Here is a 21,860-nt window from a genome sequence, read left to right on the forward strand (position 1 = left end):
TGAACTGAGCGTTGGCTCATTCATTTCCTACTATTTTGTTTATGAACTTCAAAGTCTGTTCGTAACCAACAATAATTGTCACAATTCCACTGACTAACGTTACGAGAGCAATAAGACCTGATATGACCTTATAAATCAAACTGTCCTTAATTGAGTTCAAAGTCCGATTGCTTATAATCCCAAACCAACTAAGTATGAAAATTGGGATGCTCAAAATTTCTCTGAATCCTTCTCGAAACCAAATTATTGGATTTCTCAGGTTTCGTTGAGTATCCTTTTGATACTCTTCTAAATGTCCAATGTATCGGAGCATGCAATCGTCAACGGAAGTGACGTCAAAGTCTTGAATAGAACCGTCACGAAATTTCGGGAGCGTATTTATTACAATTTGATAATTTGAAACCTTATAAGTTTGGAAAGGAGCTATGTAATCCATAATTCCAAAAGTTCCCAAGTAGTTTTGAATTCTACTGACATTCATTGTCAACCATACATATTGCTCACCATCAAAATTTCCTGAGCGACTCCAACGGTCATAATTTTTGAAATACTTGTTGGCAAACTCAACGAATTTGTTCCTGTATTCTCCCGCAAAGTCAATTTTCTTAACAAATCGGTTATGTCTGTTATAGACCTGAACAAAGCCTATTATGAAGATGACAAGAATGCCCGATATGATGATTGCGGTTATCATAGAGAACTCTCAATTATTTCAATTTCTTCTTCTGTCAAACCGTAAAGCTGATAAACTAATTGATCAATTTCATGAATAAGATTTGTTCTAGCTGGATTTTCAGTTTCTTGCATCAGATTGCGCACTAAATCACCAATTTTTCTTTGAGACTCTTCGTTTGTCTTTTTAATTGGTAACTCCCCTAAGAATGCCGCTGTTAGCGAAATAGTTGTGTACTGGCTTTTGAAATATTCATTGAGCAAATTGCTATTAAGAATAGCCAATAAAAAATGCTCATCAAGAATAAAATCTAACTCACTGTTTGTAGGGGTTAATCCATTAACTGTACCTACAAAATAGCATGAATTCTCGTCAATTGTGGCTACAATTCGTCTACCTAAGGATAGGTTTCTAATTGCTTGTATAAGTATTTTGCTTTTATGCTGATAAACTTTGTGGTTTTGGGTTCCACCAATTTTAACAGAGTCATTCCATGAGAAATAATGATTTTTGCTCAAAGGGGCGTAATAATTAATGTCTTTACCGAAAACGATTAAATCAGGATGGTCAGAGTCTTTTTCTTGGACAACGTAATTATCGTTGCCTTTAAGTTTCATACCAAGGCTGATTTTTCTTATTTCTTTCAAAGGAATAGTTTCACTTCTTAGCTTCTTCTTAATCTCTTCCCATTCATAACTGATAAACTCAAATAACTCATAACGACTTTCTAATTTAATGTTTGAATATGGACGAGAAACAAAACTCACATTATCTAAATTGAGCGGTTCTATTTTTGACCATTCAAAAGTCTCTCGATTGACATTGCTGCTTAACATCAAAATTGAAGTATCGACATTTGCTTCTTCAAACACCAAGCCTTCAAAAACAATAGTTTTTTCTAATAGATGATTGTCAATTAAGAATTTGCGAATGAGATGATAATAGTAGTTTGTAAGGTAAGTTAGAGGTGTTATCAGGCAAATAATCTTGGCTTCGTTTGTTATTTGATGACAGCGCTCAATGAACAGGGCATAAGGATCGCATTTATATTCTACATGCTTATAAAACTTTGAAATCTCCTTGGTTTCGGTAGATACTTTTGAACTATATGGTGGATTCCCGATAACTGCATCAAAGCCAACAAAATCTCCATCATCATTCAGCACTTCAGGAAATTCAAAACGCCATTCAAAAGCGTCTTCAAAAATTTTGTTGGCTTTTATTTCTTCAATTTCTGCATCAAGTTTATTGGTTTGTTCTGTTAGCTTTTTCACTTTCTTGTTCCAAGCGGCTTTTTCCTTTTTGCTCATTTCAAAAAGCTGACCTTGATTGGTCAGTTGAAACAATTCGCCTGAAAGTTTGCGAAGGCGTTTCACTTTGGGGTCGTTCAACGAAATCTCGCTCCTGAAATCAGATTTGATGTCGGCAATCAGGCGTTCCATTTCTCTTTTTTGCTCTTTGTTCCGAGCGTTTCGATAAGTGTCAACCGCCACACGGTAACTATCAATTGACCATTTACTTTTCTTCAAAGCTTGTTTCAAGACAGCATCTATATCGAAACGACTGACAAGAGAGTTACCACACTTAATATTGATGTCAATGTTTGGAAGTGTTTCAAGTTCAGTAGCCTTTTTGTAGTAAGCATTTTTAAGCAGTTCAATCCATAAACGCAAACGGCAAATCTTTACCGAATTGGGATTGATATCTACACCGAAAAGGCAATTTTCAATGATGGTCTGCTTCTCGTGAAATAGGGTTTCTTGAATGCGTTGGCTTTCCTTGCTGTTAGGGTTATAGTCGAAAAGTTCGCCTTCTTCGTCCGTTACAATAAGTTCGTCATTCACTACTTCAACCTGATACTCTTTTAAACGTTTGCCGTCTCGGTCTTGCAGAATTTTCAGGTCGTTTTTTACGGCAATCATTTCATTAAGTGCAGAAACCAAAAAGTGTCCTGAACCAACGGCAGGGTCGCAAATTTTTAAACTGTTTACAATCTCATTTGCTTCTTGTCTATCTACAATTTTGTCGTAGAGATCATCAAGATCATTGCACTTCCAATTTTTGGTTTCATTGAATTTCTGAACAACCGCTTTTCGTATGGTTTCACGACACATGTACATGGTGATGAAACCTGGTGTGAAGAATGAACCGTCTTTGTAGCCGTTGATTTTCTCGAAAATCAATCCAAGAACGGACGCATTGATAAGCGATTTATTTTCTTCCTGAATTTCTTCTGAACCTTCGCTGCTAAAATCATAAGCATTCAGAAATTCAAAGAGATATTCAAGCGTATTAAGTTTTCCTGTTCGCTTTTTTCCGTTCTGGTCTTTCAGTACGGTTGAAGAAATAATCGGGATCAGTTTGTCGTCTCGTAGATTGCTGATGAAAAGCGTGTCCTGTTCAATGTCGGTTGGCTCAAAAAGGGAAGAGTTAAGATAGGGTATCTTCTCAAAAGCCTTGATTACATCTTCGTTTCGTTCATCGTATTTTCTCGCCAATACCTGAAAAAACAAGCTGTTCAGGTCGTCATAGTTTTTGATTTTGTCAAGGTTCAGAAACGAATAAGATTTGTCGCCTTTGTGGTAAGTTATTAACTGGGCTTCCAACAATTTCAAGAACAGGATTCTGTTAATCCAAGTGATAGAAAGTTCAAGAGCAACATTAAAGAGCCTTTCTTGCTGTGTGTTTCCAAACTGGCTCGGTCTTTCCAATCTGCTCAGTTTGTCTAAACTATCCAATTGGATTATCGCATCTTCGAGAATAGTTCCTGTGTGTCTTTCACCTGCCTTTTTTCGTTCAATGAGTTTCTTGCTTCCTTCCTTGGTTTCTGTCAAACCGATAATGTGCAAGAGTTCACTATAAAATCGTTTGTCAAGGCTGTTGCTGTCGTTGGTGAAAGGAAGTTTTAGAAGGTGTTCAGGTGATAAGAGTTTGAAAAGCGCAATCAGTTTGTTGTCGTCTGCCTTGTCTTCATTTCGCAAAGGCTTTTGGTAGTCCTGCAAATTGAAGTACGTAAACTCAATTTCTGTTATAATGTCCGCAATAAACGGTTCGGCTATTTGCTTGTAGAAAAAGTCAGTTTTAGTGTCTGCTAATCGTCCGCCTTCAAAGTCTTGAAATTGCTTTACGAGTTTTTTGTTCTGGGCAAAAAGTCTGTCGAAAGTGGTTGCGTCAAAAATGAACCATTCATTGATATTTGTGATAATCAAATGCTTGGTTTCAAGGTTGTTTTGTGTGATTCGTTCTCGAAGGTAGTAGAGCACCAATTCCTGAAAAGCCTTAGCATTCAGCTTGTCAGTAGTCACCATTTCGCTTCTGTTTGTCGGTTTCTTGGCTTCAATGATTACTCCAACCGTGCTTTTTGCTTTGTCTCCGTTGTGAATTACAAGATCGTTTCGTCCTTTGGTATTGATGAAATGGTTCGGGTCATAATAGGTCTTTTTGAGAAAGTCAATGACAAGATTTTTGTGAAATTCTTCCGATTCGGTGTCATTGGTCCTGTCGAGTAGTTGGATGAGATTGGCTTTGAAACCTTCGATTTCTGTCCTGTTGGGTTTAACTTTCAGAAAGGCTTTGTTCAGCGCCTTTCTCGGTTTCAATTTGTTTATCTCCATTTGCTCTTGGTCTTACTTATAGTTTTTCAATTTATCATTTTCCTGTCGAGCGTTGGCAACAAAACAGGCTCTTTTGGTTTTTCAGCGTTGGCTTTGCGTGTCGGCAAAAAACAAATGTGCCTGTTTGCGCGTGGGCTTTCTTTGTATGCCGCACAACGTTGGCTATCAGCCACTGTTGTGGCGGTTATATTCAATATATATAGTTAAAACTTCCCGATAGCCAATGATTCTTTTTCGGCTATCGGGAACCTTGTCGGTTCGCATCATAGATCCAATAAATCTAAAGGAGACTTGATTTTTGCCCATCCCTTATGTGTGATATGGGTGTAGATTTCAGTTGTTTTACTTGAGTTATGTCCAAGCAGCTCCTGAATGTACCGTAAATCTACACCGGTTTCCAATAAATGAGTCGCAAAGCTATGTCGCAAAGAATGTAGTGTTACCTTTTTGTCAATGCCAGCAGCTCGAAGGGCGTTTTGGAATACTTTTCTTAAACTGGAAGTTGTATAATGTCCTCCATTTTGTCCCTCAAACAAATAGCTTTCAGGCATATATTTTTTAAAGTAGTCGCGTAATATTTCAAGTGCTTTCTGCGAAAGGATCGTTACCCGATCCTTTTTGCCTTTGCCCCCTCGGATATAAACTCTCATTTTCTCACCGTCTATATTCGAAATTTTAAGATTCACCACTTCACCTGCTCGAAGACCTGAACTATAAACCAGGTATAACATCGCCTTATGCTTTAGGTTAACAACAGAGCGAAGAATAGTCAAGACCTCTTTTTCGCTTAGAATTGTAGGAAGCTTAAATTCTTTAATAGGTCGATCGATGTGATAGTTTCTCTTATCTCTTCCCAGTACTTTTTCGAAATAAAACTTGATCGCATTGATGTACTGGTTTTGGCTGGAGGTAGAAATTCTTTTTTCTTTGACCAGGTGGGTCTGGAAGGTGGCCACATGGCTGTCCGTTAACTCAGAAGGCTCGACCTCCTTAAAGTAATTTAAAAACTGACTAAAGAGTGAGCAGTAGGTTTGAATCGTATTTGGACTATAGCGTTTTCGTTCGAGAAGTGCTAGATATTCGGCAGGGACTCTTATCTTGTTTTGCTTCGCGGGACTTTCCAGCCAAAAGGCCAGTTCCAGCTTACGAGTGAGGTTGGTAGAATATGGAAACAACCACTTTTTTCGATCCGAGATCCAATGCCCCCCAAGGCTTTTTGCCTGATTAATCAGTTCCCTGTCATAAGGAATCGTCAAACTCAGATAATACTTGCCTTTGATTTTGAGTTGAGAGAGTTCCATAAAAAAGTGTTGAACCTCAATATAAAAAATAAATCAACTCATTTGACTAGGCTTCCCACTCCGTATGAAAAACCCCATCTCGGTCCAATCTCTCATAGGTATGCGAACCAAAGTGGTCCCGCTGGGCTTGAATCAAATTAAGCGGAAGTCGGCCTGAGGTGTAGGCATAAAAGTAATTCAGGGAATTGGCTACTCCCGGAAGAGGGATACCATTATTCATACCGAAGGTTAGCAGTTTTTTCGTCCCTCCCAGGGTCTCTTTAATCTTTGAAACAAAAATCGGTGAAATTAAAATGCTGTCTAATTCAGGTAATGCGGTATAAGCCTCAGAAATATCGGCAAGAAGCTCCGCGCGGATAATGCATCCTGCTCTCCAGATTTTGGCTATTTCTGAAAGATTTAGATCATAATCGTATTCTTTGGATGCATTGGCTAACTGATGTAACCCCTGTGCATAAGCCATGATAAAGGAAAAATAAAGGGCATTCTCGGCTTCGACGATAAGTTCATCCTTTGGTCTGCTTTCTATTTCAGATTTTGGGTAAACTGACTCTGCATTTACCCTTTCCTCTTTTAGTGCAGAGATTTCCCGCATACTTACTGCTACATCTATCGTTGGAATAGGAATTCCCAAGTCCATGGCATTTTGGGAAGTCCACTTTCCGGTTCCTTTTTGTTTGGCTTTATCCAGGATGGCATCCACCAGATATCCATCAGTCAGATCATCTTTCTGTTCGAAAATCTCCGCGGTAATTTCCACCAGAAAGGACTGAAGTCTTCCTTTGTTCCATTTGGAATAGACCTCATGAAGTTCTTCATTGCTAAGTCCAGCCCCCTTTTTTAGCACATCATAAATCTCAGAGGTTAGCTGCATCATGGCGTACTCTATGCCATTATGAACCATCTTCACATAGTTCCCGGCAGACTTTGGCCCCAAATAGGCCACGCAGGGTTCGCCTTTGTATTTGGCAGCCACTGCTTCGAAGATAGGCTTGACATGTTGATAGGCCTCACGATTTCCTCCGGGCATAATGCTTGGGCCTCTTCTGGCACCTTTTGCACCGCCTGAAACTCCTGATCCGAAGAAGTTGATTCCTTTGCTTTGAAGATATTCTTCCCTGCGATCGGTATCGGTAAAGAAGGAGTTTCCTCCATCGATGATAATGTCACCCTCGTCTAGGTGGGGAAGAAGGTCCTCGATGACCTGATCTACAATTTTGCCGGCAGGCACCAAAAGCATGATTTTCCTGGGGTGAGATAGTCCCTGCGTGAACTCGGAAAGCTCGGTAGTCGCATTTACACGATCCGAATTTCCGCCTTCTTCGATTAGTGCATTGACCTTTTCATCGTCCAGGTCATAACCCAGAGCTTTAAAATTATTGTCGGCCACATTGAGGATGAAGTTTCTTCCCATTACTCCCAAGCCAATCAATCCAAAATCGTAAAAATCCTTTTTCATGCTTTTATGTTTCTTCGTTTTGGTCAAAAATCATCGGGCTCCGTTTCTTGTGCAGAGAATGTCTGTCAGCTTTGGACCCAGTGCCAAAAATAAGAGTTACCTTTGAGCTTTTGAGGAAGAATTGGAGAAAAGACCGTTAAAGAAGTATTTCCTCATGCATTAAGAACCTGATTAAAGTTTTTGAATGAAAAAAGTTGCTAACCAGATGCTCGTGATTTTTGGGGCATCAGGAGACCTAACCGCAAGGAAACTTGTCCCGGCTTTATACAACCTTTATAAGGGCGAGCACCTGCCTGAAAACTTTGTCGTGCTGGGGACCAGCCGTAGTGATATGACGGATGAGGAGTTTAGAAAAAAGGTGGTTGCCGAAAGCTCATTTCTACAGTCTCAGCTGAAAGAGCAAAGCGAGGATTTTGTTAAGAAGTTTACTGAAAAGCTTTTTTACCAGGATTTGGGAAAGCGCTATACCGATTCTTACGATAAGCTTGCCAATCGGATCGCCTATCTGAATGAAGAGTTTGGCACCGAGGAAAATTATATTTTTTACCTATCTACTCCGCCGAGTCTGTATGAGACCATAGCTAAAAATCTCTGCGAGGAGGGACTGACGAAGGAGGACCGAGGCTGGAAGCGTATCATCGTGGAGAAGCCATTTGGTTATGATTTGGCTAGCGCCAAAGCTTTAAATGAAGGTTTGCATCACTATTTCGAGGAGTCTCAGGTGTACAGGATCGATCATTATCTGGGAAAAGAAACGGTTCAAAATCTTCTGGTCACTCGTTTTTCCAATAGCATTTTCGAACCACTCTGGAATAGAAATTACATCCATCATGTGGAAATCACCAATGCAGAAACAGTGGGTGTGGAGAAGCGCGGAGGATATTACGATAAGTCAGGAGCATTGAGAGATATGTTCCAAAGCCATTTGCTTCAGATTGTATCCCTACTGGTGATGGAACCACCCATAAATTCCAATGCAGAGGAGATTCGGGATGAGAAGGTCAAAGCCCTGAAATCCTTAAGAATTATGAAGGATGAGGACGATATTCTGGAAAATACCCTTCGAGGTCAATATGTGGAATCCACCGTTTCTGGCAAAAAAGTGAAAGGCTATCGCCAGGAGGATGGAGTAGATCCGGACTCCACCACCGAGACTTATGCGGCTGTCCGATTTTTCGTTGATAACTGGAGATGGAAGGGAGTGCCTTTTTACGTTCGTACTGCGAAGCGAATGCCCACAAAGGTTACCGAAGCCGTCATCCACTTTAAGACCCCACATCATCAGGTTTTTTCAAGCCAGGATGTTTATAGACAGGATAATAAGCTCATCATACGAATTCAACCGGACGAAGGAATTCTGATTAAGTTTGGTGTGAAAGTTCCTGGCCTTGGCTTCCATGTGGAGCAGGCGAATATGGACTTTTACTATTCTGATCTGGATTCGGCTCAGGTCATGGATGCTTATGAGAGATTACTTCTTGATGCCATGCAGGGTGATAGCACTTTGTATGCCCGTGCAGATGAGGTGGAAGCAGCATGGGAGTTTGTAGACCCCATCCTGAAGTGTTGGAAAGAAAGTGATAAAGTGACCACCTATGGCTATGCCGCCGGAACCTGGGGTCCGAAAAACTCTGATGAGCTTATTGAAGAGAAATTTGGCTGGAGAAATCCTGGTGACCTGCTGACAGATGAGTCAGGTTTTTGTATTTTGTCTTGATTTCAAGATCGACCCTTTAACCCTTAACCGCATTTATGGAAATTCGTATTTCAAAGACCAAGGAGGATTTGGCAGAAGCCTTTTCCATTTTTTTTAAATCTCTAGTGGAATCTGACAAGACAAGCAATGTGGCTTTCTCAGGAGGAAACAGCCCCAGAGCAATCTTTGATTTTCTTGCTGAAAATTTCGGTGATGAAATCGACTGGAGAAAGGTAAATATCTATTGGGTGGATGAAAGGTGCGTGCATCCCGGGAATGATGAGAGCAACTATAAAATGACGAATGACCACCTTCTTTCGAAGATCGATATCCCAAAGGATAATATTTTCAGAATGAAGGGAGAAGATAAACCAGAGAAAGAAGCCAAAAGATATTCCGAGTTGCTAGCCAAAAATCTTCCACAGGAAAATGGGACTCCAGAGTTTGATTTGATCGTCTTGGGATTAGGAGATGATGGACATACGGCTTCCATTTTTCCAGAATCTATGGAGCTCTGGAACGCTGAAGAAAATTGTGTGGTTGGAAACCATCCTGTTTCTGGACAGAAAAGAGTAACCATCACCGGAAAAGTAATTAATGCCGCTCAAGCTGTGGTTTTTCTGGTTACCGGGGAGTCCAAGGCTGAGAAAGTACGGGAAATCACCCGACACCAGGGAAATTACAAGGACTACCCAGCGAGCCATGTGAATCCTGATACTCCAGATTTCATTTGGTTTCTGGATGAGGCCGCTGCGAGTGAACTCGATTAATCCAAACTTTTCTTAGGGATCAAAGAGTGTTCCTGTTCCTGAGTTCGGCTTCACATTTAGATGCTTGTAAGCCAGCTCGGTAGCCATTCTTCCTCTGGCCGTTCTTTTGAGATACCCTTCCTGTATCAAGAATGGTTCGTACACTTCCTCTATGGTTTCGGATTCCTCACCACAGGCTGTGGCAATGGTTCCTAAGCCGACCGGTCCACCTTTGAATTTCTCGATAATAGTCAGAAGGATTCTATTATCCATTTCGTCTAGCCCATTACTATCCACATCCAGGGCATCCAGAGCCATTTGAGCAATATCAAGGGTAATTCGTCCATCCCCTTTTACCTCCGCAAAGTCGCGTGTTCGTCGCAGGAGCATATTTGCAATCCTTGGTGTGCCCCGACTTCTCCTTGCAATTTCATATGCCGCTACTTCATCAATGGGAGTATCCAGAATTCCCGCAGATCTAGTGACAATGTCCGTCAAAAGCTTTGCATCATAATATTCCAATCGGCTATTGATACCAAATCTTGCCCTAAGCGGAGAAGTAAGCAAACCTGACCTGGTCGTGGCACCAATCAAGGTAAACGGACTCAGATTTATCTGAACTGAACGGGCATTTGGACCGGAGTCCAGCATAATGTCAATTCGAAAATCCTCCATGGCTGAATAGAGATACTCTTCCACGATAGGATTCAGTCGATGAATTTCATCGATAAAGAGCACATCTCCTTCTTCCAGATTGGTGAGTAAGCCAGCTAAATCCGAAGGTTTGTCAAGAACAGGTCCGGAGGTGATTTTTAGCCCGGTGTTGAGTTCATTGGCGATGATATGGCTAAGCGTGGTTTTTCCCAGGCCTGGGGGCCCATGCAATAACACATGATCAAGGGATTCTTCTCTCTTTTTTGCCGCAAGGACAAAAACTCTAAGGTTTTCCACGATTTTGGCCTGCCCTGTGAAGTCTTCAAAACTTAGTGGGCGCAGGGCTTTTTCGAATTCCCGATCATTGGAGCTTAGATGCTCGTCATCTGCAGATAAATACTCTTCTCTCATAGTTTTTGAGCTAAGCAAATATAGGAAAATACCCTATCCCTACTCAATAGATTCCTTTCATCGGATATTATCATTTAAATTTGGGGCAAAGATTTACCTATGCGACCAAACGCCCGAAAAAATATTGTCTATTCCTTGATTTTACTACTTATGGTGGTGGTCGTTTATACCTATCGAACCAGGGATTCCAAGCCGCTGGAAACTGAAGGTGAAACCGAAGTGGTCGGTAAGATCAGCTTAAACGGGCAAACTATGGGAACCACCTATAATGTAACTTATCTGGATGATTCTGGTAGGGATTTTAAAGTGCAGATCGATTCGGTTTTAGAGGTTTTTAACCTCAGTTTATCCACTTATATCCCGACTTCTGAAATAAGTCGCTTTAATCAAAACGATACTTTGGTTTATGAGTACCCTTTTATGTATCCCATTTTGAACCGAAGCAAGGAGATTTACGAGGAAACCGGTGGAGCTTTTGATCCCACAGTGGGACCATTGGTTAATATCTGGGGCTTTGGACCTGGAGGTCCTGAGATGAAAGATTCAGTAGATATTCGCAAAATGGTGAACTCGGTTGGGTTTGACAAGATAACCTTCGATGAGACTCAGCTGACCAAAAGTGATTCTGCCATTTATCTAGATTTTTCGGCTATTGCCAAAGGGTATGGAGTGGATGTAGTGGCTAAATTTTTAAGCGATAAGGGAATTCAGAATTACCTGGTGGAAATCGGGGGTGACTTGGCTGCCAAAGGCGTCAATGATAAAGGAGAACTTTGGAAGCTCGGGGTAAATCGCCCCAATGAGGAATCCTCGTCCAGCGACATTTACAATATCGTAGCACTCCAGGATAAAGGTATGGCCACATCCGGAAACTATCGAAACTTCTATGTTCGAGACTCTGTGATGATTTCTCACACCATAGATCCTAAAACCGGGTATCCGGTCCGACATGGACTTCTGAGTGCCACAGTGATAGCTGCTGATTGTATGACCGCAGATGCTTATGCTACTGCCATGATGGTGATGGGAACGGAGAAAGCAATTGAATTAGACGAGAGGCTTGACGAAATTGAAGTGTTTCTGATTTATGGCGATGGCGATGGTGGCTATGAGAGTTTTGCTTCAGAAAGTTTGAAGCCATATCTATCTTTTCCTTTAGAGTAAACCATAAATGCAACATTGTTGCATTTAGGTTGAATCTTTTTAGCTTTGCGCTGGTTTTAGGTAAACTTCTTAGATTTATTCTCCCGAAAAACACGAATGATCCTCAATTTCTTTCTTCTTTTTTTTACCGCGGTCATTGCCGGATCTCTGGTACTTATCTTCCCGAAATACAAGGAGAGATATTTTAGGCTGGTCTTAGTATTTGCTGGGTCATACCTCTTTTCAATTACCGTTATTCATTTACTGCCAGAGCTTTTTACTAGTGGGTATTCTGCTTCAGAAATGGGGCTATGGATATTGCTGGGCTTTTTATTACAGCAGTTGTTAGAATTTTTATCCAGTGGAATCGAACACGGACATATCCATATGCATGGCAAAAGTTCGGGAGCAGTTTTTACCGTGATGTTTGGCTTATGTATACATGCCTTTTTGGAAGGTACACTACTTTCTCATGGGGAGCTAATGGATCACGAAGACATGGTCGGTCATGTGCACGATAGTAAAACGGTTTTGGTAGGGATACTTATGCATAAAGCACCTGCTGCATTTGCACTCGCTGCAGTTTTGAGTTCAGCATTATCCAGAAAAGTAGCGGCCATTTTGTTAGTCGTTTTTGCTTTGGCTTCACCTTTGGGAATGCTATCCAGCTCCTATCTTTTTGAGTTAGGCATGATTAAAAAAGAGTGGATAGGAATTCTTTATGGGTTGGTGGCTGGAGGGTTTTTACATATTTCCACTACGATCTTTTTTGAAAGCAGCCCTCAGCACAAAGTCCAATGGAATAAATTGTTTGTTAGTTTTATGGCAGCGGCTTTGGCCGTAGTTTCGGAGTTTTTCTTTTAAGTCCTTTTGGCTCGAATTACTATATTACCACACGTAAGTATTAGCCAATCATTTATTTTGAAGAATTCTTCTTTCTATGAAAAGAAGTGAGGCCAAGACCCTATTTTAAGATTTATGCCAAAGTCAAAAGAGAACCAAAAGTCCTATTGGAGAAAGAACCTTCAAACACTTGCTATCCTTTTGACCATCTGGTTTATAGTTTCATTCGGCTGTGGTATTCTCTTCGTGGAGGAGCTCAATCAAATTCGGATCGGAGGTTATAAACTCGGATTTTGGTTTGCTCAGCAAGGATCGATTTTCATGTTTATTCTTTTGATTTTTGCTTACGTCTATAGAATGAATCAGCTCGATAAGGAGTTTGATGTAGACGAAGAATAAACGAAGTTTTAAACCCTCTGCCCATCACCTCGCAGCCTTATGGAGATTTTAACCTGGACCTATATTTTAGTTGGATTTACCTTCGCCCTTTACATCGGGATAGCGGTTTGGTCCAGAGCTGCTTCGACCAAAGAATTTTATACCGCAGGAGGTGGAGTATCTCCCCTGGCAAATGGAATGGCAACGGCTGCAGATTGGATGTCTGCCGCTTCCTTCATTTCTATGGCCGGAATTATCGCATTCGCGGGATATGATGGTTCAGTTTATCTCATGGGCTGGACCGGAGGCTATGTGCTTTTGGCCTTGCTATTAGCTCCCTACCTGAGAAAATTTGGGAAGTTTACCGTTCCTGATTTCGTGGGTGATCGCTACTATTCTAAAGGTGCCAAGGTGGTAGCCGTCATCTGTGCATTGTTTGTGTCCTTTACTTACGTGGCGGGCCAAATGCGAGGAGTCGGGATTGTTTTCTCGCGCTATCTGGAGGTACCAATTGAATGGGGAGTGATCATCGGAATGTGTATCGTTTTCTTCTATGCAGTGCTTGGAGGGATGAAAGGGATTACTTACACGCAAGTGGCTCAGTATTGTGTGCTGATTTTCGCCTACATGGTCCCTGCCATTTTTATCTCCATGCAGCTTACCGGTAATCCCATTCCGCAATTCGGCTTAGGGGGAGAGTTAGCCGACGGTACCCCACTTTTGGATAAATTGGATGGTGTACTTTCAGAACTGGGCTTCCATGAATACACTGATGGTAGGAAAGGGATGGTAGATGTATTGATGATTACCCTTGCCTTAATGGTAGGAACAGCTGGTTTACCACATGTGATTGTGAGATTCTTTACGGTGCCAAGAGTGAAAGATGCCCGACTCTCCGCAGGCTACGCTTTGGTTTTCATCGCCATACTTTACACCACGGCTCCGGCGGTGGCTGCTTTCGGAATTTATAATACCATAGACAGTACTTCTGAGACCTCAATAGAGGATTTACCTCAATGGATTTCTACCTGGCAAATGACAGACCTGATTCAGGTGGACGATAAAAATGGGGATGGAAAAATCCAATATCTCGCAGATCCGGAAACTAATGAATTGAATATTGATCGGGATATTATGGTGCTGGCTAGTCCAGAGATCGCCCAACTTCCGAACTGGGTAGTCGGGCTTGTCGCGGCAGGAGCCATGGCTGCAGCGCTGTCCACCGCAGCTGGTTTACTTTTAGTGATTTCTACCTCAGTTTCACGTGATTTATTTAAAACTTATCAGCCAGATCTGTCCGAAAAAAAGGAGTTGAGGATTGCCAGAATTTCCGCCGCCTGCGCTGTTGTTATTGCTGGGTATTTTGGGGTGAATCCACCGGGATTCGTCGCTCAGGTAGTGGCCTTTGCCTTTGGTTTGGCGGCAGCTTCATTCTTTCCAGTCATCATAATGGGGATTTTTTCTACCCGGATAAATAAAGAGGGAGCCATTGTGGGAATGATATCAGGAATGCTTTTTACGGCTGCTTATATTGTGTATTTCAAGTTCATCAGTCCAGAATTGAATAGCTCAGAAAACTGGTTGTTCGGGATCTCTCCTGAGGGCATTGGCTCTATCGGGATGTTTATCAATTTCCTTGTTTGCGGAATCGTTTCTCATCTCACACCGCCCCCTCCCCAATCCGTGAGGGACATGATTGAGGAAATCCGGGTTCCCAGAGGAGAGGAAAAGTCCAGCAAATTTAAAAAAGACTGAAACCCATTTAATTCTGTCGTGATTTTCAGATTTTTAATAAAATCTTGTAATTGACCTATACATATTTAATTTTTTTAATTAATTAAGTCATAAAGGTTCCGGAAAAGAAGGTCTTTTTCACTTTGATTTTTATCTTGTTTTGGATTTTGGCTGAAGGCCAAAGTTCAATAAAAATAACCCCAATAAACCCATTGCTATGAGCGATCGAATTCACACCCTCAGCGGATATTTATACGAGTATCAAAAAAGTGTAGCACAGCCTGAAGAATTTTGGGCGAGAATTGCAGATTCATTTCATTGGCGCAAGAGATGGTCTCAGGTTTTGGATTGGGATTTCAAAAAGCCCGATGTGAAGTGGTTTGTGGATGGAAAGCTGAACATTACCGAGAATATTTTTGAGCGACATCTCTATACTTTGGCGGATAAGCCTGCTATTATTTGGGAGGCGAATGACCCAGATGAACCGGGGAGAACGCTGACTTATCGTGAGCTATTCAGGGAGGTTTGTCGCTTCGCAAATGCTCTGATGGAAAAAGGAATTAGCAAAGGAGATAAGGTGATCATTTATATGCCCATGATCCCTGAAGCCGCGATCGCTATGCTTGCTTGTGCCAGAATTGGAGCGGTGCACTCTGTTGTTTTTGCTGGTTTTTCGAGCAATGCACTTGCTGATCGGATAAATGATTGTGATGCCAAGGCAGTTTTGACCTCCGATGGAAACTTTCGAGGGAAAAAGCAAATCCCGGTCAAAGCAGTGGTGGATGAAGCCCTGCAGAAATCATCTGTTGAAACAGTGATCGTTTACCAAAGAACCAAGCTGGAAGTTCAGATGACTGAGGGAAGAGATTACTGGTGGCATGATATAATTGAGGGAGAATCGACGGAGAACATTGCCACAGAGATGGATTCTGAGGATATGCTTTTCATTCTCTACACCTCTGGTTCTACCGGTAAGCCTAAAGGTGTGGTTCATACCACTGGAGGGTATATGGTCTATACTTCCTACAGTTTTAAAAATGTATTCCAATATACTCCCGGAGATGTCTACTGGTGTACGGCAGACATTGGCTGGATTACAGGTCATTCCTATATCGTGTATGGACCTCTTTTGGCGGGAGCGACGACCTTAATGTTTGAGGGGGTTCCAACTTATCCAGATGCAGGTAGATTTTGGGCAGTTTGCGAAAAGCATAAAGTAAATGTCTTCTATACTGCACCTACTGCTATCAGAGCTTTGCAGGCTTATGGAACCGAACCCATCGAAGGTTATGACTTGAGTAGCTTGAAGGTTTTGGGATCAGTTGGGGAGCCGATCAATGAAGAAGCCTGGCACTGGTATCACACCCATATCGGTAAGTCTAATTGTCCTATCGTGGATACTTGGTGGCAAACTGAAACTGGAGGAATTCTGATTTCACCGATTGCCGGGATTACACCTACCAAGCCGGCATATGCGACATTACCCCTGCCAGGAATTCAGCTTTGCATCGTAGATGCCGATGGTAAGGAACTTAAAGGAAACTCGGTGGAGGGAAATCTTTGCATAAAATTCCCATGGCCGTCCATGATTCGAACCACTTATGGAGATCATGATCGCTGTAAGCAAACCTATTTCTCAACCTATGAAAATATGTATTTCACGGGTGATGGTGTGAAGCGAGATCATGATGGTTATTACAGAATTCTTGGTCGTGTGGATGATGTGATCAATGTTTCAGGTCACAGAATGGGAACTGCCGAAGTCGAGAATGCCATTAATGAACATCCGCTTGTAATCGAATCGGCTGTGGTGGGATATCCACATGAGGTCAAAGGTCAGGGAATCTATGCTTATGTGATTTGTGATCTTAGTAATCGAACAGAAGATAATTTGATCAATGAGATAAAGACAACAGTGTCAAAGATCATTGGGCCGATCGCTAAACCTGACAAGATTCAGATCGTACCTGGATTACCAAAAACCAGATCTGGGAAGATTATGCGACGGATTCTAAGAAAAGTGGCTGAAAACAGTTTGGACAATATGGGAGATACTTCTACGCTTTTGGATCCAGAAGTGGTAAATCAGATTATTGAGGGCAGGAAGTAATCCCTTTATTGGGATCATCATTCTCCTGCTTTTCTATAAGTTCAATCTTGGATTTAATTGATTCAGGAGAATCCTCTTTTTGCTGATAAAAATTATGAACCCCTACCATAAAGGCTACAATTAATGCCCAAGTTAGCTTTCTGATTGATTTCCAGAGATTCTGGTGTTTTTCCATACGGAGAGAAGGGTCAATTTGTATTCCAATCTGTATTTTGAGACATTCTGTCCGAAAAAATAAACTATTTGATTTCGGTATTTACCTCTCCATTACCCACAAAATGAATTAGAAACTCGTTTTCCTGTGGGTAGAAATTTGGAGTGATTTTCAGATTTTCCACCTGAAATGTTCCTATGGGTGTGTTCAATTTTAATTGATTTTCTAAACCGTAAATGCTCTCAGCCATCACCTCCCCAATTGGGAATTGAGCTCGTTTTTCCATTTGGCGAATGATCTTTTTTCGCTTTAGACCCGCACCTGTTTGGGCCTGAAAGCTATCCGAATCGAGTCGAAAATTGATTTCCTCAAATACCAGACTTTGAAGATTTTCCTTGTAAATGGGTTTACCCACCAGGAATATCTCACCCGAGATTTCCTTTCCGTTGTTTTTTGTGGCGATAAAATCCATGGTCACTCCAATAAATGAACCAAAGGCCTGACTTCTAAAATTTGACGGTTGAAATTTGGTCTTTTTATCAACCTGATAAATTCTATTTCCCAGATTTTCTTCCAACAGATCATCCATTTGAGAATAGCTTAAGGCAAGGGGAATAACTATTTCAAATGTATTTGTAGAGTCCTTATTTGTACTCAAAGAAGGTAAAGGGAAAGCTCGACTTGGAGCGGCATTGGCGGGATGAGAATTAATTTTCCCATCCATTCCTAGCCAAATATTATAGTTTTCTTCCTCATCAAAAAAGTCTCTCCATCCAGCTCGTGTGGGTTGAATGGAGAAAGCTTTGGCCACTCCTCTCCATTCCAATTCAACAGGGCGCCCAACCTGTTCCCAGGCTAAATCAACAAATGGTTTGAGAGAGATAAGATCATCTCTTTGCAGTAATCTGGATTCAGCGAATTTCTGCATTTGCGAAAGCAAAAGCTTATTCAAATCCACCTGCATCCCCATTAAATCCAGATTCACATCACCCCCAAGATCTAGGATTTCCAATTTTGCCACTCCTACTGACCAATCTGAATTTACCTTAGGGTCCAGTAAAATAGTTGGCCTGATTGATTCATTTATGGGTAGCTTGCCTTTTAGAAAGCTTCCGAGCCCTGAAGCTTTAAGTCCCACCTCTCCTTGTATGTCCAGGGGTATGGTAAGTCGAACCAACTGACTATCAACTGGGGTTACGGAAATAGCCCCTGTTCTTTTAACCAGTAAATCTCCTTCAAGACCATTTCCAAAATCCATATCCTTCCCTTGGTAAATTTGAATTGGTACTTGGGAGTTGATTACCTTCTCGAAGGTATTTTTTGGGATTTTTATGTTTGTATTTACCCGAGAAATGGTTGGAGGAGGGGTTAAAATATCTCCTGATTCACTGGTTGGGAAACTGGACTTGCAGGCCGAAAAAATCAGTGTAAAAATCAAAATAAGATTTAAAGGAATTCTAATTTTGGGAGAGTGAAAAGGGCGCATATCTGATGATTCCAAAAAGAGGGAACTTTTAGTGCTTTGTACGGATTCTCCAAAAGTAAGATTTAATAAAATGAATTGGAAAGAGCTCACTACTGAGGAACAACTGGAAGAGATCAAAAGGGTCAGTAAGGAAAAACCTGTTTTGATTTTTAAGCACAGTACAAGGTGCAGCATTAGTAGTATGTCTCTAAATCGGCTTTTGAGGAAATGGCAGGAGAGCGATTCCCAAAAAGTAGAGCCTTATTTTTTAGACCTGATCGCACATCGTGACATTTCTGATTTGGTTGCCAGGCAGTTTGAAGTTTACCATCAATCTCCTCAGGCGATCATTATAAAAAATGGAAAAGCTGTATACGATAGCAGTCACTTTAACATTTCCTATCAGGATATTCTCTCGCAGGGGTCATAATTTCACCATTGAATTAAGCCATTTATCACCAGAATACCCCTCTCTTGTTTTTGTTGGAGTTGGATTTAAACCTTTAGCTTTTTTCGAAAGTCAAAGTAGAGTAAATCCCAACAAACATGGTAAGAATTTTTACCCTATTATTTTTCGTTTTTTGTGTATTCACTGTTGAAAGTTCAATAGCCCAAAACACTGAAAATCAAAGTCCCCAGAGAAAACTTACAGGAACAGTTATCGATGGAGTAGAGAACCAGCCCATGGTGGGTGCAAACGTCTTGATCAAAACGGTGACTGATTCATTATTGGTCGGAGCCGTGACTGATGGAGCTGGTAAATTTGAAGTTGTCAGACCGGAAATTCCTGACGTGAAAATCGAAATCACATTTGTAGGATACCGAACCATTTCAAGAACTCACAATATTAGACAGTCTCTGGATTTGGGCGAATTGGTTTTATTAGAGGATTCCCAGGTACTTGGAGAAGTGCTGATCGAAGGTGAAGTTCCTGTGGGAGAAATGAGAGGAGACACTACCTCCTTCAATGCCAATGCTTTCAAAACCCAAGAAAATGCTCAGGCTGAAGATTTAATCCGAAAAATGCCCGGTATTACCATGAATGGTGGACAATTAGAAGCGCAGGGTGAGCAGGTACAAAAAGTATTGGTAGACGGTAGAGAGTTTTTTGGATCAGATCCGAATATCGCTCTGCGAAACCTTCCTGCAGATGCGATCGATAGGGTGGAGGTTTTAGATCAAAGATCCGATCAAAGCCGATTAACAGGATTTGACGACGGAACCTATACCAAAACGATCAACATTATACTCAAGGAGGATAGAAGAAATGGACAGTTTGGACGTGCATATGCGGGATATGGTACGGATGATAGATATACCGGGGGAGGAAGTATTAATTTATTCTCAGGGGATAGAAGGTTCTCCATTTTGGGCCTTTTCAATAATGTAAACCAACAAAACTTCTCTAGCCAGGATCTTGCCGGAGTTAATGCCAATGCCTCCGGAGGAGGTGGCAGGAGACGCTGGGGCAGAGGTGGCGGAAACAGTAATTTCTTTGTAGGAAATGATATAGGAATTATAAATACGAACTCTGTTGGGTTGAACTTCAGTGATAAGTGGGGATCCAAAGTCAATTTTACCGGAAGTTATTTCTTCAATAACACTGGAAATACCCTTAATCAAATTACAAACCGTGAGACTGTAGTAAACGAGGACTTCAGACAGATTTATCAGGAAAACCTGATTAATACAGTTGATAATTATAATCACCGGGTAAATGCCAGAATTGAGGCTGATATAGATGAAAAGAACAGCCTTATTATCACTCCGAATATTTCATTCCAGAATAATAGGACCTTCAGTGATAGAGATGCACTCACTCTTGCCAGTACTGGCGACTCCTTGAGTGCTCTTAGGTCCATTTCAAATTCTGAGACCATGGCATTCAATATCGCCAATAATATTACCTACAGTTATAAATTCAATAAAACCGGTAGAACCTTATCTTCTGATATTTCTACAACCTGGAATGATCGAGACCAGGTTTCCGACCTGCTTGCAGCTAGCAGGGATTTTCAGCGAAATTTGGTAGATACGACATTGCAGGAAACAGACGCACTATCCAATGGATTTAACTATCGTGTGAATCTTAGATATACTGAACCGCTTGGTGAAAAAAGTATAGGAACGCTGCAATATCGAATTGGAAATAATAAGACCTCAGCGAATCAAAAGACTCAGGTTTTGGGTGAAGATCAGGACTTTTTCGAATTGGATACTGCCTTGAGTAATGAATTTGAAAACAGATTTATTACCAACCGTATCAGTACTGGCTATGCCTGGAATAACAATGGGTTTAATTTGAATTTCTCTTTGGATTATCAAAATGCCCAGCAAAAAAATGAGAGTGTTTTCCCCACTGTAGGTGAATTCAACCAGAACTTCAATAATCTTTTACCAAGTGCAAACTTGAGTTACAGAAATAGAGAAACAGGGGTTTCATACAGGATTCGATATAGAACTGATACGGATGAGCCAAGTGTAAATGAACTTCAGAATGTGATCAACAACCAAAATCCACTTAACCTAAGTGTAGGTAATCCAAATCTTGGCCAGAGCTACAATCACAATATTTTTGCAAACATGAGTAAGGTGAATCTAGAGAAATCGAGGACTTTCTTTATGTTCATCAATTACTCGGGTACCAGTAACTTTATCGGAACCAATACCTTTATCGCCAGTCAGGATACTTTGATTAACGGCGAGATATTGCTTCGGCCTGGAGGCCAAATCACCCAGCCGGTCAATGTGGATGGTACTTTCAGAACTCGATTTTTCGCTACGTATGGTGCACCAATTGCGAAGTCAAAGCTTCAGTTCAATATGAGAACCCGGGTGAATTTCAATCGAACTCCTGGCATCATCAATGGTGAGAAAAACTTCAATGATAATCTCGATCTTAGCCAGGGAGTAACATTTACAAGCAATATCAGTAAGGACTTCGATTTCACCCTGAGCACTACTGGAACTTACACTATCGTAAATTCTAGTTTGCAGGAAAACCTGAATAACAACTACTATATCCAAGAGTCCAATATCAGGCTTTACTTTTCCCCAAATGATGGTAAACTATTTATAGGTAATAATGTGAGTAATACGCTTTATCGAGGTCTTTCTGAAGGTTTTGATCAGTCTGTTTGGTTATGGAATATTGAAGCAGGGTGGAGATTTGCTAAGAATAATAAGGCAGAGCTTAAAGCTGTCGTTTTTGATTTATTAAATCAGAACAACAGTATTTCCAGAGAAATCACAGACGTAGCAGTTACGGATACTTTTACTAATGTCCTGACTCGATATGGAATGCTGACCTTCACTTATATCATCGGTAACTTTAAAGAGCCTGAGCCAGATGACAGTCCTTGGAGCAGAGGTAGATCTAGAGGCGGAAGGACCTGGTAATTCTTTCAGAATTAACTTAAAAAATTAAAAAAAGCCTTCTGGGATTTTCCCGGAAGGCTTTTTTGCTTGTATCCAAT

The 21,860-nt window shown here is 41.1% G+C and carries 16 protein-coding genes; 9 read left to right on the forward strand and 7 right to left on the reverse strand.

Annotated elements, in window-relative coordinates; translation table 11 throughout:
- Positions 1-16 precede the first annotated feature (16 nt).
- The 4 genes from QVH07_RS09175 to gnd all read right to left on the reverse strand — a co-directional run bounded on the left by QVH07_RS09175 (position 17) and on the right by gnd (position 7,047).
- On the reverse strand, positions 17-694 hold the full coding sequence (locus QVH07_RS09175; protein WP_289999868.1) for a hypothetical protein: 678 nt from the start codon (positions 692-694) through the stop codon (positions 17-19).
- The gene (locus tag QVH07_RS09180) at positions 691-4,287 is read right to left on the reverse strand and encodes a DUF7149 domain-containing protein (RefSeq protein ID WP_289999869.1); all 3,597 of its coding nucleotides are present in this window, start codon (positions 4,285-4,287) and stop codon (positions 691-693) included. Before QVH07_RS09180 ends, QVH07_RS09175 begins: the two co-directional genes overlap by 4 nt.
- Before the next feature lie 263 nt (positions 4,288-4,550).
- Positions 4,551-5,588, reverse strand: coding sequence for a site-specific tyrosine recombinase/integron integrase (gene xerA, locus QVH07_RS09185; protein ID WP_289999870.1), 1,038 nt, complete (start codon positions 5,586-5,588; stop codon positions 4,551-4,553).
- 46 nt (positions 5,589-5,634) lie between these two features.
- Positions 5,635-7,047, reverse strand: a complete 1,413-nt coding sequence (gene gnd / locus QVH07_RS09190) for an NADP-dependent phosphogluconate dehydrogenase (protein WP_289999871.1) — start codon at positions 7,045-7,047, stop codon at positions 5,635-5,637.
- A 184-nt stretch (positions 7,048-7,231) separates the two neighbouring features.
- Between gnd and zwf the strand changes: the two genes are divergently transcribed.
- Positions 7,232-8,764: a glucose-6-phosphate dehydrogenase gene (zwf, locus tag QVH07_RS09195; RefSeq protein WP_289999872.1), complete on the forward strand. Its 1,533-nt coding sequence runs from the start codon at positions 7,232-7,234 to the stop codon at positions 8,762-8,764.
- A gap of 35 nt (positions 8,765-8,799) precedes the next feature.
- Positions 8,800-9,513, forward strand: a complete 714-nt coding sequence (gene pgl, locus QVH07_RS09200) for a 6-phosphogluconolactonase (RefSeq protein ID WP_289999873.1) — start codon at positions 8,800-8,802, stop codon at positions 9,511-9,513.
- A 12-nt stretch (positions 9,514-9,525) separates the two neighbouring features.
- On the opposite strand, the gene ruvB is transcribed toward pgl, so the two are convergent.
- Complete coding sequence (gene ruvB / locus QVH07_RS09205; RefSeq protein ID WP_289999874.1) at positions 9,526-10,557, reverse strand: Holliday junction branch migration DNA helicase RuvB; 1,032 nt, start codon at positions 10,555-10,557, stop codon at positions 9,526-9,528.
- A gap of 99 nt (positions 10,558-10,656) precedes the next feature.
- Between ruvB and QVH07_RS09210 the strand changes: the two genes are divergently transcribed.
- From QVH07_RS09210 to acs, 5 genes are all read left to right on the forward strand, one after another.
- Positions 10,657-11,721, forward strand: coding sequence for an FAD:protein FMN transferase (locus QVH07_RS09210; protein WP_289999875.1), 1,065 nt, complete (start codon positions 10,657-10,659; stop codon positions 11,719-11,721).
- 96 nt (positions 11,722-11,817) lie between these two features.
- Positions 11,818-12,564, forward strand: a complete 747-nt coding sequence (locus tag QVH07_RS09215; protein WP_289999876.1) for a ZIP family metal transporter — start codon at positions 11,818-11,820, stop codon at positions 12,562-12,564.
- 114 nt (positions 12,565-12,678) lie between these two features.
- On the forward strand, positions 12,679-12,942 hold the full coding sequence (locus tag QVH07_RS09220) for a DUF4212 domain-containing protein (protein ID WP_289999877.1): 264 nt from the start codon (positions 12,679-12,681) through the stop codon (positions 12,940-12,942).
- A gap of 39 nt (positions 12,943-12,981) precedes the next feature.
- A complete protein-coding gene (locus QVH07_RS09225; RefSeq protein WP_289999878.1) occupies positions 12,982-14,676 on the forward strand; it encodes a sodium:solute symporter family protein in 1,695 nt (564 codons plus the stop codon).
- A 196-nt stretch (positions 14,677-14,872) separates the two neighbouring features.
- On the forward strand, positions 14,873-16,765 hold the full coding sequence (gene acs / locus QVH07_RS09230) for an acetate--CoA ligase (protein WP_289999879.1): 1,893 nt from the start codon (positions 14,873-14,875) through the stop codon (positions 16,763-16,765).
- Here acs and QVH07_RS09235 read toward each other — a convergent pair.
- Together QVH07_RS09235 and QVH07_RS09240 are read right to left on the reverse strand one after the other, a co-directional pair.
- Complete coding sequence (locus QVH07_RS09235) at positions 16,746-16,940, reverse strand: hypothetical protein (RefSeq protein ID WP_289999880.1); 195 nt, start codon at positions 16,938-16,940, stop codon at positions 16,746-16,748. The genes acs and QVH07_RS09235 overlap by 20 nt on opposite strands.
- Before the next feature lie 64 nt (positions 16,941-17,004).
- On the reverse strand, positions 17,005-18,405 hold the full coding sequence (locus QVH07_RS09240) for a DUF4403 family protein (protein ID WP_289999881.1): 1,401 nt from the start codon (positions 18,403-18,405) through the stop codon (positions 17,005-17,007).
- 70 nt (positions 18,406-18,475) lie between these two features.
- Between QVH07_RS09240 and ytxJ the strand changes: the two genes are divergently transcribed.
- Both ytxJ and QVH07_RS09250 read left to right on the forward strand, forming a co-directional pair.
- The gene (gene ytxJ, locus QVH07_RS09245) at positions 18,476-18,814 is read left to right on the forward strand and encodes a bacillithiol system redox-active protein YtxJ (RefSeq protein WP_289999882.1); all 339 of its coding nucleotides are present in this window, start codon (positions 18,476-18,478) and stop codon (positions 18,812-18,814) included.
- 116 nt (positions 18,815-18,930) lie between these two features.
- Entirely contained in the window at positions 18,931-21,783 is a 2,853-nt protein-coding gene (locus tag QVH07_RS09250) for an outer membrane beta-barrel protein (protein ID WP_289999883.1), read from the forward strand.
- The last annotated feature ends 77 nt before the right edge of the window (positions 21,784-21,860 follow it).

The sequence above is a fragment of the Algoriphagus sediminis genome (assembly GCF_030403435.1).
GTDB classification, from domain to species: Bacteria; Bacteroidota; Bacteroidia; order Cytophagales; family Cyclobacteriaceae; genus Algoriphagus; species Algoriphagus sediminis.

Bases quoted from the DNA above. Each gene is read 5' to 3' on its own strand.
- QVH07_RS09175 (WP_289999868.1), bottom strand. From the start codon at position 694: ATGATAACCGCAATCATCATATCGGGCATTCTTGTCATCTTCATAATA.
- QVH07_RS09180 (WP_289999869.1), bottom strand. From the start codon at position 4,287: ATGGAGATAAACAAATTGAAACCGAGAAAGGCGCTGAACAAAGCCTTT.
- xerA (WP_289999870.1), bottom strand. From the start codon at position 5,588: ATGGAACTCTCTCAACTCAAAATCAAAGGCAAGTATTATCTGAGTTTG.
- gnd (WP_289999871.1), bottom strand. From the start codon at position 7,047: ATGAAAAAGGATTTTTACGATTTTGGATTGATTGGCTTGGGAGTAATG.
- zwf (WP_289999872.1), top strand. From the start codon at position 7,232: ATGAAAAAAGTTGCTAACCAGATGCTCGTGATTTTTGGGGCATCAGGA.
- pgl (WP_289999873.1), top strand. From the start codon at position 8,800: ATGGAAATTCGTATTTCAAAGACCAAGGAGGATTTGGCAGAAGCCTTT.
- ruvB (WP_289999874.1), bottom strand. From the start codon at position 10,557: ATGAGAGAAGAGTATTTATCTGCAGATGACGAGCATCTAAGCTCCAAT.
- QVH07_RS09210 (WP_289999875.1), top strand. From the start codon at position 10,657: ATGCGACCAAACGCCCGAAAAAATATTGTCTATTCCTTGATTTTACTA.
- QVH07_RS09215 (WP_289999876.1), top strand. From the start codon at position 11,818: ATGATCCTCAATTTCTTTCTTCTTTTTTTTACCGCGGTCATTGCCGGA.
- QVH07_RS09220 (WP_289999877.1), top strand. From the start codon at position 12,679: ATGCCAAAGTCAAAAGAGAACCAAAAGTCCTATTGGAGAAAGAACCTT.
- QVH07_RS09225 (WP_289999878.1), top strand. From the start codon at position 12,982: ATGGAGATTTTAACCTGGACCTATATTTTAGTTGGATTTACCTTCGCC.
- acs (WP_289999879.1), top strand. From the start codon at position 14,873: ATGAGCGATCGAATTCACACCCTCAGCGGATATTTATACGAGTATCAA.
- QVH07_RS09235 (WP_289999880.1), bottom strand. From the start codon at position 16,940: ATGGAAAAACACCAGAATCTCTGGAAATCAATCAGAAAGCTAACTTGG.
- QVH07_RS09240 (WP_289999881.1), bottom strand. From the start codon at position 18,405: ATGCGCCCTTTTCACTCTCCCAAAATTAGAATTCCTTTAAATCTTATT.
- ytxJ (WP_289999882.1), top strand. From the start codon at position 18,476: ATGAATTGGAAAGAGCTCACTACTGAGGAACAACTGGAAGAGATCAAA.
- QVH07_RS09250 (WP_289999883.1), top strand. From the start codon at position 18,931: ATGGTAAGAATTTTTACCCTATTATTTTTCGTTTTTTGTGTATTCACT.